Origin of the sequence: Flavobacterium aquicola (assembly GCF_003385115.1) — a bacterium.
GTDB lineage: Bacteria > Bacteroidota > Bacteroidia > Flavobacteriales > Flavobacteriaceae > Flavobacterium > Flavobacterium aquicola.
In genome coordinates, this window is sequence record NZ_QUNI01000022.1 from 1 (window position 1) to 17,593 (window position 17,593).

2 protein-coding genes are annotated in these 17,593 nt (G+C 35.8%); both read left to right on the forward strand.

The window, feature by feature from the left end:
- Nucleotides 1–405, forward strand: a 405-nt coding sequence (locus tag C8P67_RS21250; protein WP_115815210.1) for a phosphopantetheine-binding protein, incomplete at its 5' end; no start/stop codon positions are given.
- Nucleotides 406–414: 9 nt separating this feature from the next.
- Nucleotides 415–17,593: non-ribosomal peptide synthetase (locus tag C8P67_RS21255; protein WP_115815211.1), on the forward strand; the 17,179-nt coding region annotated here is incomplete at its 3' end.

Consider the following 17,593-nt stretch of genomic DNA (forward strand, 5'->3'; position numbering starts at 1 on the left):
ATGGTTCCTCAATTATGGGTAGCATTAGATGCGATGCCATTAACCGGTAATGGAAAGCTGGATAAGAAGTCATTGCCCAATCCTGATAGTTCAGACTTATCCAGTAGAGAATATGTAGCTCCGCGTAATGAAATCGAAGCGCAGTTAGCCGAAATTTGGCAGAATCTCTTAGGCGTAGAACGAGTAGGAGTTTATGATAATTTCTTCGAATTGGGTGGTCATAGTTTATTGGCCACGCGTTTAGTTTCAATGATCCGAAAGGAGTTACGCATAGAAGTTTCTATCCGTGAAGTATTTGAACATACAACAATTGTAGAGCTATCATCTCTTATTGAATTTTTTGAACAGGATTTTAATGATGATCAGGAAGATAAAGAAAACTACAATATAACTATTGAAATATAATTTTTAAACATGAATGTAGAAGTTTTAAGTATTTTAAAAGAAGCTTATAATAAAAAAGTAAAAATAGGAGTAAATGAGGGCAGCTTAACAATTAAATCAGCTACTACTATTGATGCCGATTTATTACAAAAAATAAAAGATAATAAAATTCATATAGTTGAATTTATTGAGGGACGTCAAGTAAAAAACAGAAAAAGTACTTTATCAAAAGTTACTCCTTACGATCGAGATTCCATCAAACAGATTCCTTTATCGTTTAGTCAGGAACGACTATGGTTTTTGGATCAGTTACAAGGCAGTACCGAATATCACATCCCTAGTGTTCTTCGTTTAGAAGGAGCATTAGATATATCGATACTAGAACAAACCTTACGGGAAATTGTTTCGCGTCATGAGGTTTTGCGCAGTATGCTTCTATCAGAAGATGGAATCGGTTATCAGGAAATTATAAGCGCGGAAAGCTGGTCATTAGATCAATTAGAAATAGGAAATGCATCAATGCTGGAAAGTACTCTGCAAGATTATCTGATGCGTCCTTTTGATCTATCGAAAGATTACAAGTTACGATCTTGCTTGTATGGTCTGGGGAACAATCAATATGTCCTGGCAATTGTGTTCCATCATATTGCCAGTGATGGCTGGTCAGAGGGAATCCTGACCAATGAGTTTATGGAATTGTACAGTGCTCTGCAGTCCGGTCGTCCGGCAGTTTTACCGGGGCTTAGTTTACAATACGCAGATTATGCAATCTGGCAGCGCAAGTGTTTAGAAGGCGAGGTTTTAGATAATCAGTTAAGCTATTGGGAAACAAAATTAAGTGGTGTAAGCACCTTGTCTTTACCGACGGATTATGTTCGTCCTTCTGTGCAGAGCAATGCAGGAGCTAGTGTTTCTTTAGAATTAGAAAGAGAGCTGAGTAACTCATTAAGTTCTATTTGTCAAAAAGAAGGTGTTACGCTGTTTATGTTATTGTTATCTGCTTTTAAGATTTTATTATCTCGTTACAGCGGACAGGACGATATTTGTGTAGGAACACCAATTGCGAATCGTACCCAATCGGAATTAGAAGGAATGATTGGCTTTTTTGTCAATACTTTAGCACTTCGCAGTGATTTAAGCGGCGATCCTAGTTTTAAGGAATTATTGTCAAGAGTAAAGCAGACAACCTTGGAAGGTTATGACCATCAGCTAACACCTTTTGAAAAGGTTGTAGATCGTGTGATTACAACTCGTGATATGAGTATGACACCATTGTTTCAGGTGTTATTTGTATTACAGAACGCATCTAATATATCTGGAGAAAATAGGGAAACCTTAGAAGGTGTTACGTTATCAGGATATGAGTTTGATACGGTTACTTCTAAATTTGATTTAGTATTAAATGCTTCTGAAAGTGGTGATCATATTTCATTCAATATACTATATTGTACCGCTTTATTTGATAAAGCAACAATAGATCGAATGCTGGTGCATTATCAAGAGCTGCTGGTTAGTATTGTAAGCAATATCACCCAACCGATAAGCAATTTATCTATACTTACAACAAAAGAAGAGTATCAATTATTATATGAATTTAATGATACAAATGTTACATATCCCAAAGATAAGACGCTAATAGATTTGTTTACCGAACAGGTTAAACAAACACCAGATGCTATAGCAGTAGTTTATGAAGACGAGAAAATAAATTATAAGGAGTTGGATCAACGCTCAAACCAATTGGCACACTATTTATTATCTATTAATGATATAAGTGGAGGTAGTCAAATTGGAGTAGTTTTAGATCGCAGTGATTCGATAATTGTTTCATTTTTAGCAATATTAAAAATAGGAGCAACTTATGTTCCAATAGATCCTAACCATCCCGAAGAAAGAAAAGAATATATAAAGAAAGATAGTAACTGTTCTGTCATCGTAGATGATTTATTACTGGAAATATTCAAAAAGGATCGTTCTAAATATTCTAATGATTTACCTGAAATTGTTGTAGGACCTGCTGATTTAGCATATATAATTTATACATCAGGTAGTACTGGGAAACCGAAAGGGGTAATGATTGAACATAGAAGTATCGTAAATACAATACTATCTCAAATTTCTGCTTTTTCAATTACCAATAAAGATACCTGTCTACAATTTGCAAGTATTTCATTTGATGCCTCTATTTGGGAGATTTGTATTTCCCTTTTGAGTGGTAGTCGTTTATGTATCATAAAAGAAGAAGCAAAATCAGACATTGTCTCTTTTAGAAACTTTATAGCAAATAATGCAATTACTTTTGCAACGTTACCACCAGCATTTTTACAATTATTGTCGGTTGAAGATATAAAAAGTATTACCACTCTAGTTACTGCGGGAGAGTCAATACCTTTAGAATTAGCGAAGACATTTTCTCAGCATTACAATTATGTTAATGCCTATGGGCCTACAGAAGCAAGTATTTGTTCTACAACTTTCCAAGGAGATATGAAAAATATTGTATCCATTGGAAAACCTATTGATAATACTCAGGTGTATGTTATGAATGAGGAACATAATCTTTTGCCTGTTGGAGTAGTTGGTGAGTTATGTATTGGAGGAGCTGGAGTAGCACGAGGTTATTTAAACCTTGAACAATTAACCCAGGAAAAGTTTATAAACAATCCTTTTATAGAAGGAGGCCGAATTTATAAAACAGGAGATTTAGCACGCTGGTTACCAGATGGTAATCTTGAGTATTTAGGTAGAAAAGATGATCAGGTTAAGATTCGAGGATACCGTATTGAATTAGGAGAAATTGAAAATGTATTATCAGCATTATCAGGGGTTAGACAGTGTTGTGTTTTGGCCAAAGAAGATGTAAATAACACTAAGCGTCTGGTAGGTTATGTGGTTATGGAAGGTGTATTAGATAAAGAAGTGCTGCAAGAACAATTGAAGCTACATTTGCCTGAATATATGATTCCTATGATTTGGATATCATTAGAAAAGATGCCAATAACCAGTAATGGAAAATTAGATAAAAAGTCATTACCAGATCCAGAGAACTCAGAGTTGTCAACCAGTAAATATATTGCTCCTCGTAACGAAACAGAGAATCAATTAGTAACTATCTGGAAGGGATTATTGGGTATAGAAAATATAGGAATCTATGATGATTTCTTTGAGCTTGGGGGACATAGTTTATTAGTTGTTCAATTAATATCTCGCTTGCAAGCGCTGGATTTTCATATAAAAGTCAAAGATATTTTTGCTGGTCCTACGATAGCTTCAATCAGTGATAAGTTATCTTCCACATCTTTAGTTTATAGTATTCCACCTAATGGAATTAAAAATACAAGTGACCGCATTATTCCATCAATGGTGCCATTGTTAGTTGATTTTAATCAAAATGATTTAGATAAAATAGTGACAATGGTTCCGGGTGGTGTTTCAAATATTGAAGACATCTATCCATTATCTCCCTTACAAGCAGGAATTCATTTTCATAATTTAATGAGCAATCCTGCCCAGGGAGACCTCTACATTGTTCCAACTTTGCTGTCATTTTCTGATTCAGCAAAGCGAGTAGCTTTTATCGAGGCATTACAATTTGTAGTGAACCGTCATGATGTTTTACGTACTTTTTTTTTAAGTGATGGTTTACCCAATGCTGTTCAAGTAGTATTGCGAGAAGCAAAATTAGCATTAGATGATTTAGATTTAGAGGAGTCCAAAGCTATTTTACCACAATTGGAATTGCTTATAGCTTCTGGTAGTCATTGGATGGACATTTCAAAAGCTCCATTATTAGAACTGAAATCAGCTGATGATCCAATTAATGGATGTTATTACTTAATAATATATCAACATCATTTAATAATGGATCATGTTGGTTTAGAAGTTATTACAGAGGAAATGATGTTGTATCTATCAGGAGAAGGAACAAATCTTCCAACGCCTGTTTTATACCGGGATTTTATTGGTCACACGTTACATGCACAATCAATCGATGACGGGGAATTTTATTTTAAATCTTTATTTGATGGAATAGAAGAACCAACCTATCCATTTAATCTATCCAATGTTTTAGGTGATGGTACAGGTATCGAAGAGTCCACTAGTATGCTCTCTCAAGATGTAAGTGCATCATTGCGTAATACCTGTATTAAACTTAGTATGAGTCCTGCAGTATTATTTCATGCTGCTTTTGGTTTAGTTATAGCTAGATGCAGTAATAAAGAGTATGCTGTTTTTGGCTCTTTATTTTCAGGGCGTTTGCAAGGCTCTATTGGGGCCGCTGATTCTTTAGGTTTATTTATTAATACACTTCCGGTTGCGTTGAAATTAAAAGGAAGTGTCAAAGAATATTTGCAGGAAGTCAAGGTAAGATTAGAAGAATTATTATCCTACGAACAAACACCTTTATCTGATATTCATCATTGGAGTAATATCTCCAATGAGATGGCTTTATTCAGTGCTTTATTAAATTATCGTCATTCCTTATTATCTTCATCTGAAGAAAATAATGCTAGAGATATTGATTTAGGTATAACGCTTATTGGAAGTCATGAACGAACAAATTATCCATTTAATTTAAGTATAGATGATTTTGGTGTTGATTTTGGATTAAAAGTATTAGTAGATAAAAGTCTAAGTGCTGATCGCATACTTGCATATATGGAGCAAGCATTAATTCAGCTCATAGAAGGAGCAACAAGTGAAGAAGAAGTAAATATTGATGCTTTAAATATATTACAAAGAGAAGAAAAACATCAACTATTAGATGTTTTTAATAATACACAAATATCCTACCCTTTAAATAAGTCTCTAATACATTTATTTGAAGAACAAGTTGAGCGTACTCCAGATGCTATAGCTATAGTTTATAGAGAAAAAGAATTAAGTTACAGCGCGTTAAGTAAATGCTCAAATCAATTGGCACATTACTTATTATCTAGTATTAAAAGTAATGTAGATAATTATATTGGAGTAACTTTAGATCGCAGTGATTGGTCAATTATTTCGTTTTTAGCAATATTAAAAACGGGTTCGGCTTATGTGCCAATAGATCCTAATTATCCCGAAGAAAGAAAAAAATATATTAAAAAAGATAGTAACTGTAGTATTATCATAGATACGTTATTCTTAGATTCATTCAAAGAAGACATTTCTAAATATCCTGATAGTTTACCTGAAATAGTTCTGAAAGCAGATGATTTAGCATATGTTATTTACACATCAGGAACAACAGGAAAGCCCAAAGGAGTGATGGTGGAGCATAGTTCAGTTATAAATTTATGCTTTAACATAATCAATACTTTTGATATCAATCAATTCACGATATGCTCTCAGCTAATTTCTGTATCATTTGATGCATCAGTTTCTGAAATCTATCCATCGTTAATTTCAGGGAGCAGTTTACATATAATTGATGATGAGATTAAAAATGGAGCGACACTTGTCGATTATATTAAAAGTAATGCAATAAACCATCTAACAATACCTTCAGATCTATTTGGACAGTTGGGATGGGAAGAATTACCAGCTTTGAAAAGCGTTCATATTGGAGGTGGAGTTTCATCATACAATACGCTAAAGGAATGGAGTAATACACAACTATTAGTCAATGGATATGGGCCTACAGAGTGTACTGTATGTGCTACAATGCATGATTTTAAAGACGGAGATTTAAATACTAATATAGGTAAACCTCTAAATAATACAAATATTTATATTCTTGATACGTCAAATATTTTATTGCCGATAGGTGTAATAGGAGAGTTGTATATTGGTGGAGTTCAGGTAGCCCGAGGTTATTTGAATCAAGATGAATTAACTCAAGAAAAGTTTATAGCGAATCCTTTTAATGAAGGTGAACGAATTTATAAGACAGGCGATTTAGCACGCTGGTTACCTGATGGTAATATTGAGTTTATTGGCAGGAAAGACAATCAGGTTAAAATCCGCGGTTATCGAATAGAGCTGGGTGAGATCGAGAATGTATTATCTTCTTTACCAGGAGTAACACAGTGTTGTGTACTGGCTAAGGAAGATGCTGGCGGCAGTAAGTGTCTGGTTGGTTATGTGGTTTTGGAAGGCGCATTAGACAAAGGGAGATTACAAGAACAATTAAAACTAAGCCTGCCAGAGTATATGGTTCCTATGCTTTGGATAGGGTTAGAGAAATTCCCTTTAACTTCTAATGGAAAGCTGGATAAAAACGCATTACCGGATCCTGATAGTTTAGACTTATCCAGCAAAGATTATGTAGCACCAGGCAACGAAACAGAAACACAATTAGCCGAAATCTGGCAAAATTTGTTAGGATTAGAACAAGTAGGAATTCACGATAATTTCTTTGAATTGGGTGGTCATAGTTTACTGGCGACTCGTTTAGTTTCCGTGATCCGAAAGGATTTGATGATAGAAGTTTCTATCCGTGAAGTATTTGAACATACCACGATCTCTGAATTAGGAATTCATATATTAAAACAGTCAGCAGGAGTTTTATTACCGGGAATTGTTGTAGAGGAGCGTCCGGCTCGTATTCCTTTATCGTTTAGTCAGGAACGGCTATGGTTTTTGGATGCCTTGCAAGGCAGTACAGAATATCACATTCCTATAGTTCTTAGTTTAGAAGGAGCCTTAGAGGTATCGATACTGGAACAAACCTTACAGGAGATTGTTTCGCGCCATGAGGTTTTACGCAGTATGCTTTTGTCAGAAGACGGAATCGGTTTTCAGGAAATTATCAGCGCAGAAAGCTGGTTATTGGATCAAGCAATTGTATCAGATGAGTTATTAATAGAGAATAATATATCAGACTATGTGAATAAACCTTTTGATTTATCAAAAGATTATAAGCTGCGAGCGTGTTTGTATACATTAGAGAACGAGAAGTATGTTCTGGCTTGTGTTTTTCACCATATTGCTAGTGATGGCTGGTCGGGTGGAATTCTGACCAATGAGTTTATGGAATTGTATAACGCTTTCAAATCAAATAAAACTCCTGATTTACCAGAGCTTAGCTTACAATATGCAGATTATGCTATTTGGCAGCGCAAGTATTTAGAAGGTGAAGTTTTAGAGAATCAGTTATCCTATTGGGAAGAAAAATTAAAAGGGGTAAGCACCTTGTCATTACCAACAGATTATGTTCGTCCTGTTGTGCAAAGTAATGAAGGAGCGAATGTTTCTTTAGAGTTAGGAAAAGATCTGAGAGATTCATTAAGTTCTATCTGTCAGGAAGAAGGAGTAACGCTGTTTATGCTAATGTTATCTGCTTTCAAGATATTGTTATCCCGATATAGTGGACAGGATGATATTTGTGTAGGAACACCAATTGCGAATCGAACGCAATCGGAGTTAGAAGGAATGATTGGCTTTTTTGTAAACATGCTGGCACTTCGCAGTGATTTAAGCGGTGACCCTAGTTTCAAAGAATTATTGTCAAGAGTGAAGCAGACGACTTTAAAGGGTTATGACCATCAGTTAACACCTTTTGAGAAAGTAGTAGATCGGGTGATTACGAGCCGTGATATGAGCATAACACCGCTGTTTCAGGTATTGTTTTCTTTACAGAATAGTGAAGAAAGTAAAGATGCAGCTTTAGAAGGCGTGACCTTATCATCATACGATACCCAAGTGGAAAGTTCACAATTTGATTTAACACTTAATGTATCAGAAAGTAACAATGGCATTTCATTAGGAATAAATTATTGTACAGCTTTATTTGATAAAGCTACGATTGACCGTATGCTGCTGCATTATCAGGAGCTGCTGGTTAGTATTGCAGGCAATATCACGCAACCAATAAGCAGTCTGTCGCTGCTTACTTCACAAGAAGCGAATCAATTATTATATGAATTTAATGATACTGATGTTGCTTATCCATTAGATAAAACTATAGTAGATTTATTTACAGAGCAGGTAAAAAAGACCCCAAATGCTATCGCAGTTGTTTATGGAAATGAAGAATTAAGTTATAAAGAATTAGATGAGAAATCGACTCACTTGGCGCTTTATTTACAAAAGCACTATGATTTGAGTTCCAATGATATTGTAGGTTTAATGTTAGATCGAAGTACCTGGTCTATTATTTCAATACTTGGGATTTTAAAATTAGGTGCTTGTTATCTTCCTATCGATAAAGAGTATCCAGAGAATCGTAAATTTTTTGTTGTCAATGACGCTCATATAAAATTATTAATCATAGAGTCAGAAAGCTTATTTGATGTGATAGAATATGCAGTTCCTGTTTTTTCTATCGACGTAGAATTTGAGAGTGTATTAAACCAAGTTTCCTCATTCCCGGCTTTAAAAACCAATGGTGTCCAATCTTCGGATTTGGCATATGTAATTTATACCTCAGGAAGTACAGGTAATCCAAAAGGAGTAATGATAGAACATGGTAGTTTGGTAAACTATTTATTGTATGGTATATCACATTATGGAGAAGGAGACACTAGTCAGAGTTTCCCATTATTTAGTTCCTTATCATTTGATTTAACACAGACCAGTATTTATTTAACCCTTTTAACAGGAGGTCAATTGCATATTTACAAGGATAACGATGTTAGTTCCGTATTGAAGTCTATTGCTTTAAATGATGCTGTTACGTCGATAAAATTAACACCAGCGCATTTGTCATTTTTCAGGGATTTAGGTCATTCTCAAATAAAAAGATTCATTATCGGCGGGGAACAATTAACCCATTGGGATCTGTCTAATTTAGGAGAATTAGATCCATCGGTTAAATTATTTAACGAATATGGTCCTACCGAATCTACCATTGGCTGTACGGTATTGGATGTTACAAACTATCAATCCTTAGATCGTATTGATATAGGTCGTCCTATAGCCAATACTACTATCTACATCGTAAACGAGAGATTAGAGTTATTACCAATAGGAGTAATCGGGGAATTGTGTGTAGGAGGTGTTCAGGTAGCGAGAGGTTATTTGAATAGAGATGATTTAACGAGAGAGAAGTTTATAGAGAATCCATTTAAGGAAGGAGAACGAATTTATAAGACAGGGGATTTAGCGCGTTGGCTGCCAGATGGAAATATAGAATATCTGGGCAGAAAAGATGATCAGGTTAAGATCCGCGGTTATCGAATCGAGTTGGGCGAAATTGAAAATATCTTGTCATCTTTAGATGGAGTAACACAATGTTGTGTACTGGCTAAGGAAGATGCAATTGGCAGCAAACGTCTGGTTGGTTATGTTGTACCTGAGGGTGATTTCGATAAAGAAGTATTGCAAAACCAATTAAAGCTAAGCTTACCAGAGTATATGATTCCCCAATTGTGGGTGACATTAGATGCGATGCCATTAACCGGTAATGGAAAGCTGGATAAGAAATCATTGCCAGATCCGGATAACTCAGACTTATCCAGTAAAGAATATGTAGCACCACGCAGCGAAACAGAAAGACAATTAGCCGAAATCTGGCAGAATCTGTTAGGCATAGAACAAGTAGGGATTCATGATGATTTCTTCGAATTGGGTGGTCATAGTTTATTGGCTACTCGATTGGTTTCCATGATCCGTAAAGAACTGTCCAAAGAGATTGAAATTGCTGATATTTTCGCCTATACCACGATTTCTGAATTAGGAACTCATATATCAGCCCAGTCAGAAGGTGTTTTATTACCAAGTATTGTAGTAGAAAATCGCCCTGTGCGTATCCCATTATCGTTTAGTCAGGAACGATTATGGTTTTTGGATCAGCTACAGGGCAGTACTGAATATCACATTCCTATAGTTCTTGGTTTAGAAGGAGCATTAGAGGTATCGATACTGGAACAAACCTTACAGGAGATCGTTGCGCGTCATGAGGTTTTACGCAGTATGCTTTTATCAGAAGACGGAATTGGTTATCAGGAAATTATAAGCGCTGAGGACTGGTCATTGGATCAGGCAATTGTATCAGATGATTTATCATTAGAAAATAACATAGCAGACTACGTAAATAAACCTTTTGATTTATCGAAAGATTTTAAGCTGCGAGCGTGTTTCTATACATTAGGGAATGAGAAGTATGTTTTGGCTTGCGTTTTCCATCATATTGCCAGTGATGGCTGGTCGGGTGGAATCCTGACCCATGAGTTTATGGAATTGTACAATGCCTTTCAATCAAATAAAACTCCTGATCTGCCAGAGCTTAGTTTACAATACGCAGATTATGCCATCTGGCAGCGCAAGTACTTAGAAGGCGAGGTTTTAGAGAATCAGTTATCCTATTGGGAAGAAAAATTAAGTGGAGTAAGCACCTTGTCTTTACCAACGGATTATGTTCGTCCTTCTGTGCAAAGCAATGAAGGAGCTAGTGTTTCTTTAGAATTAGGAAAAGAGCTGAGAGACTCATTGAAATCTATCTGTCAACAAGAAGGCGTGACGCTGTTTATGTTATTGTTATCAGCTTTTAAAGTATTGTTATCCCGATATAGTGGTCAGGATGATATTTGTGTAGGAACACCAATTGCGAATCGTACCCAATCAGAATTAGAAGGAATGATTGGTTTTTTTGTCAATACCTTAGCACTTCGCAGTGATTTAAGCGACAACCCGAGTTTTAGAGATTTGTTGTCAAGAGTGAAGAAGACAACTCTGGAAGGTTATGACCATCAGTTAACACCTTTTGAAAAGGTTGTAGATCGGGTGGTTACGACCCGTGATATGAGTGTGACACCGTTGTTCCAAGTGATGTTTGATTTTCAAAATATAGAATCAAACTCTGGGGAAGTTGTAGAACAAGAAGCCGCTATAAAAGGAGTTACCCTGTCAAATTACGCTTTAGATATGGTTACAGCTCAATTTGATTTAACATTTAGTGTATCAGAGAGTAACCATGGTATTTCATTAGGAATAAATTATTGCACAGCCCTATTTGATAAAGCAACAATAGACCGAATGCTGCTGCATTATCAAGAGTTGTTGGTTAGTATTGCAAGCAATATCACGCAGTCTGTAAGCAGTTTAGCGATGCTTACCAAAGAAGAATCACATCAATTATTGAATGTTTTCAATAACACTGATGTTGCTTATCCATTAGATAAAACCGTAGTAGATTTATTCGAAGAACAGGTTAAACGGGCACCAGATGCTATCGCAGTTGTTTATGAACAGGAAGAGCTGACTTATAAAGAATTAGATGAGCGTTCGAATCAGTTGGGGCATTATTTACGTGAACAAGGCGTACAGCCGGATGATCTTGTGGCTATTTGTCTGGAGCGAAGCCTGGAAATGCTCGTAGGTATACTTGGAATCTTAAAATCAGGAGGAGCTTATGTTCCAATCAAGCCAGATTATCCAACCACTCGTATCTCTTATATTGTTCGGGATATTGGATGTAGTTTGTTGCTTACTGATAGCTCTGCAAAGGATGTTTTGAACCCTTTATTATTAGATGTCACTACGATAGTATTAGAAGGTTCTTCTGCTGTATATAATAATTATTCAGTTGGTTCATTAGATTTATCTTACTCACCTAATTCTTTGAGTTATGTAATTTATACCTCAGGTAGTACTGGCGTTCCTAAAGGAGCAATGATTGATCATTGTGGTTTATTAAATCACCTTTTAGTAATGGTAGATGAGTTAGATATTGATAGTAATAGTGTTGTAGCTTTTACAGCACCATTCACCTTTGATATTTCAGTATGGCAATTATTAAGTGGTTTGTTATGTGGAGCTCGTATAGCTATTTATAATGAACACATGATTTTGGATACCTATGATTTTCAAGAAGCTTTATCGACATATCAAGTTACACATCTTCAATTGGTTCCTTCCTATTTGTTAAGTTTATTAGAAACAGGTTCAAGGAAAGGTTTAGAAGATTTACATTATTTTTTAATTACCGGAGAGGCAGCTACGGGATCGTTATTACGATCGTGGTTTTCTTTATATCCTGCTATTCCTGTAGTAAACGCCTATGGTCCGGCGGAAGCATCCGATGATGTTAGTCTTCATATTATGAGAGAATCCCCAAAAAGTGTTGTTGTTCCTGTTGGGAAACCAGTAGCCAATATGTCTTTGTATGTAGTGGATGTCTTTGATAATTTGTGTCCAATAGGTATAGTAGGAGAGTTATGGGTTAGTGGAGTAGGTGTAGGTCGTGGTTATTTAAACCAACCTGAACTTACATCTGAAAAATTTATAAAGAATCCATTTAAAGAAGGTGAACGAGTATATAAGACAGGCGATTTAGCCCGTTGGTTACCAGATGGTATTATAGAATATATCGGTAGAAAAGATGATCAGGTTAAAATCCGTGGCTATCGAATTGAGCTTGGTGAGATCGAAAATATATTATCTTCTTTAGCGGGAGTAACACAATGTTGTGTACTGGCTAAAGAAGATACAAACGGCAGCAAGCGTCTGGTTGGTTATATTGTATTTGAAGATGATTTCGATAAAGAAGTATTACAAAACCAATTAAAGCTAAGCTTGCCGGAGTATATGGTTCCTCAATTATGGGTGACTTTAGAAGAAATGCCATTAACTTCTAATGGAAAGCTGGATAAGAAGTCATTGCCAGATCCGAATAGTTCAGAATTATCGAGCAAAGAATATGTAGCACCACGCAATGAAACAGAAGTGCAGTTAGCAGTAATCTGGCAGAATCTCTTAGGCGTAGAACGAGTAGGAATTCATGATAATTTCTTCGAATTGGGTGGTCATAGTCTACTGGCTACGCGTTTAGTTTCAATGATTAGAAAGGAGTTACATATAGAAGTTTCTATTCGAGAAGTATTTGAACATACCACGATTTCTGAATTAGGAACTCATATATCAGCCCAGTCAGAAGGGGTTTTATTACCAACAATTGTAGTAGAAAATCGTCCTGTGCGTATTCCTTTATCATTTAGTCAGGAACGACTATGGTTTTTGGATGCATTGCAAGGCAGTACCGAATATCACATTCCTATAGTTCTTAGTTTAGAAGGAGCATTAGAGGTATCGATACTGGAACAAACCTTACAGGAGATCGTTGCGCGTCATGAGGTTTTACGCAGTATGCTTTTATCAGAAGACGGAATCGGTTATCAGGAAATTATAAGCGCTGAGGACTGGTCATTGGATCAGGCAATTGTATCAGATGATTTATCATTAGAAAATAACATAGCAGACTACGTAAATAAACCTTTTGATTTATCGAAAGATTTTAAGCTGCGAGCGTGTTTGTATACATTAGGGAATGATAAGTATGTTTTAGCTTGCGTTTTCCATCATATTGCCAGTGACGGCTGGTCAGAAGGAATCCTGACCAATGAATTTATGGAATTGTACAGTGCCTTCCAATCAAACAAAACTCCTGATCTGCCGGAGCTTAGTTTACAATATGCAGATTATGCCATCTGGCAGCGCAAGTATTTAGAAGGTGAGGTTTTAGAGAATCAGTTATCCTATTGGGAAGCAAAACTAAGAGGCGTAACTACCTTGTCTTTACCTACGGATTATATTCGTCCTTCTGTGCAAAGCAATGAAGGAGCTAATGTTTCTTTAGAACTAGACCATAACTTGAGAAATTCATTAAATTCTATATGCAAAGAAGAAGGTGTGACGCTGTTTATGTTATTGCTATCAGCCTTTAAGGTATTGTTATCCCGATATAGCGGACAGGACGATATTTGCGTAGGAACACCAATTGCGAATAGAACGCAATCAGAGTTAGAAGGAATGATTGGCTTTTTTGTAAACATGCTGGCACTTCGCACTGATTTAAGTGGTGATCTTAGTTTCAAGGATGTATTGTCAAAAGTAAAACAGACCACTTTAGAAGGTTATGACCATCAGCTGACACCTTTTGAAAAAGTAGTAGATCGGGTGATTACGACCCGAGATATGAATGTGACTCCATTATTTCAGGTTTTATTTTCATTACAAAATGAGGGTGATAATTTTGAAGAAAAAGACAGAGGTTTAAATGATATTACAATTTCAGGATACGAGTTGGATACCGTTACTTCAAAGTTTGATTTAGCTTTTAGTGTATTAGAGAATAACAATGGCATTTCATTAGGAATAAATTATTGCACAGCTTTATTTGATAAAGCAACAATAGACCGAATGTTGCTGCATTATCAGGAGCTGTTGGTTAGTGTTGCAAACAATATCTCGCAACCTATAAGTAGTTTAGCGATGCTTACCAAAGAAGAATCACACCAATTATTGGATGTTTTCAATAATACGGATGTTGCCTATCCATTAGATAAGACGCTAGTAGATTTGTTCTCCGAACAGGTTAAACGAACGCCAAATACTGTCGCAGTTGTTCATGAAGAAGAAGAGTTAACTTACAAAAAATTAGATCAACGTTCCAATCAGTTAGCTCATTATTTATTGTCTAATAAAAATATTAGCGCAGATACTCTAATAGGAGTAGTTCTGGATCGCAGTGAATGGTTAATTATTTCGTTTCTTGCTATATTGAAAACAGGTGCAGCTTATGTACCAATTGACCCAAATTTCCCAGAAGAAAGAATAACATATATAAAGGAAGATAGTAATTGTAGCATTATTGTAGATACTCTATTATTGGAAACATTCAAAAAAGATAGCTCTACGTATTCTGATGATTTACCTAAAATACATACAAGCCCTGATAATTTGGCATATGTTATTTATACTTCAGGTAGTACTGGTAAACCTAAAGGGGTTATGATTGAGCATAGAAATTTGGTTCATTTATGTTTTTGGCATCAATCAGTATATGCAGTAACTTCTCAAAGTAGAGGTACTCTATTCTCAGGGGTTGGTTTTGATGCTAGTGTTTGGGAAATATATCCATACTTGCTTTCTGGAGCCAGCTTATATCCTATTTCAGAAAAATTCCATTACGATTTGGATAAATTTTCAAATTTTTTAATTGAGCATGCTATTACGCATACTTACATGCCTACATTATTGTGTGAAAGTTTTATAGATAAAGAAATCTCTTTACCAAACATTATTGTTTTAACAGGAGGTGATGTGTTACACTTAAATAAACCAAGTGATATTACTATTTATAATAATTATGGGCCAACAGAAACTACAGTAGTTGCTACTAATTATAAAGTATTAAATACTTCAACTCCAATGGTTAAGATTCCTATTGGTAAGCCTATTGATAATACTCAGGTTTACATTATGAATGAAGGAGAGAATCTTTTACCTATTGGAGTTGTTGGAGAATTGTGTATTGGTGGATTAGGCGTAGCCAGAGGCTATTTAAATCAGGAAGAATTAACTAATGATAAGTTTATAGTAAATCCATTTAAAGAAGGCGAACGAATTTATAAGACAGGCGATTTAGCGCGTTGGTTACCCGATGGAAATATAGAATATATCGGCAGAAAAGACGATCAGGTTAAAATCCGTGGTTATCGAATCGAGTTGGGAGAGATTGAGAATGTATTGTCTTCTTTAGCGGGAGTAACACAATGTTGTGTACTGGCTAAGGAAGATACACATGGAACTAAACGTTTGGTAGGTTATGTTGTACCTGAGGGTGATTTCGATAAAGAAGTATTACAAAACCAATTAAAACTAAGTTTACCTGAGTATATGGTTCCCCAATTATGGGTGACTTTAGAAGTGATGCCATTAACCAGTAATGGAAAGCTGGATAAGAAGTCATTGCCAAATCCGGATAGTTCAGATTTATCCAGTAAAGAATATGTAGCACCGCGTAACGAAACCGAAGCTCAGTTAGCAGAAATCTGGCAGGAAATATTAGGGATTAATAAGGTAGGAATTCATGATAACTTTTTTGAATTGGGTGGTCATAGTTTATTGGCGACTCGTTTGGTATCTATGATTCGTAGAGAGTTATCAATAGAGATTTCTATTAGAGATGTTTTTGAGTATACCACGATTTCTGAATTAGGAACTCAAATATCAAAACAGTCAGAAGGGGTTTTATTGCCAGGTATTGTTGCAGAGGAGCGTCCGGCTCGTATTCCTTTATCATTTAGTCAGGAACGACTATGGTTTTTGGATGCATTGCAAGGCAGTACAGAATATCACATTCCTATAGTTCTTAGTTTAGAAGGAGCATTAGATGTATCGATACTGGAACAAACCTTATATGAGATCATCTCGCGTCATGAGGTTTTACGCAGTATGCTTCTTTCAGAAAATGGAATCGGTTATCAGAAAATTATCAGTGCCGAAGATTGGTCATTGGATAAAGTAATTGTCTCAAATGAGTTATTATTAGAAAATAATATAGCAGGCTACCTGAATAAACCTTTTAATTTATCGAAAGATTACAAGCTGCGAGCGTGTTTGTATACATTAGGAAATGAGAAGTATGTTCTGGCTTGTGTTTTCCATCATATTGCCAGTGATGGCTGGTCAGGGGGAATTTTGACCAATGAGTTTATGGAATTGTACAGTGCTCTGCAGTCTGGTCGTCCGGCAGTTTTACCGGAGCTTAGCTTACAATACGCAGATTATGCTATTTGGCAGCGCAAGTATTTAGAAGGCGCTGTTTTAGAGAGTCAGTTATCCTATTGGAAATCAAAATTAACCGGTATAAGTTCGTTATCATTACCTACAGATTATGTTCGTCCTTCTGCGCAGAGCAACGCAGGAGCAGGTATTTCTTTAGAGTTAGACCAGAAATTGGCAACTTCTTTAAGTACTATATGTCAGGAAGAAGGTGTTACGCTGTTTATGTTATTGTTATCTGTTTTTAAGATTTTATTATCACGTTATAGTGGACAGGACGATATTTGCGTGGGAACACCAATTGCGAATCGAACGCAATCGGATTTAGAAGGAATGATAGGCTTTTTTGTCAATACTTTAGCGCTTCGCAGTGATTTAAGTGGCGATCCTAGTTTCAAGGATCTATTAACAATGGTAAAACAAACAACTTTAGAGGGTTATGACAATCAACTGACACCTTTTGAGAAGGTTGTAGATCGAGTAATTACTACCCGCAATACGAACACGACACCATTGTTTCAGGTAATGTTTGATTTTCAAAACATGGAATCAAACTTTGAGGGAGCTCTGGAACAAGGAGTCGGTATACAAGGAGTTGCACTATCAAATTACGCTTTTGATATTGTTACAGCTCAATTTGATATAATACTTAGTGTATCAGAAAGCAGGAGTGGTATTTCGTTAGGAATAAATTATTGCACGGCTTTATTTGATAAAGCAACAATAGATCGAATGCTGCTGCATTATCAAGAGTTGTTGGTTAGTATTGCAGACAATATCT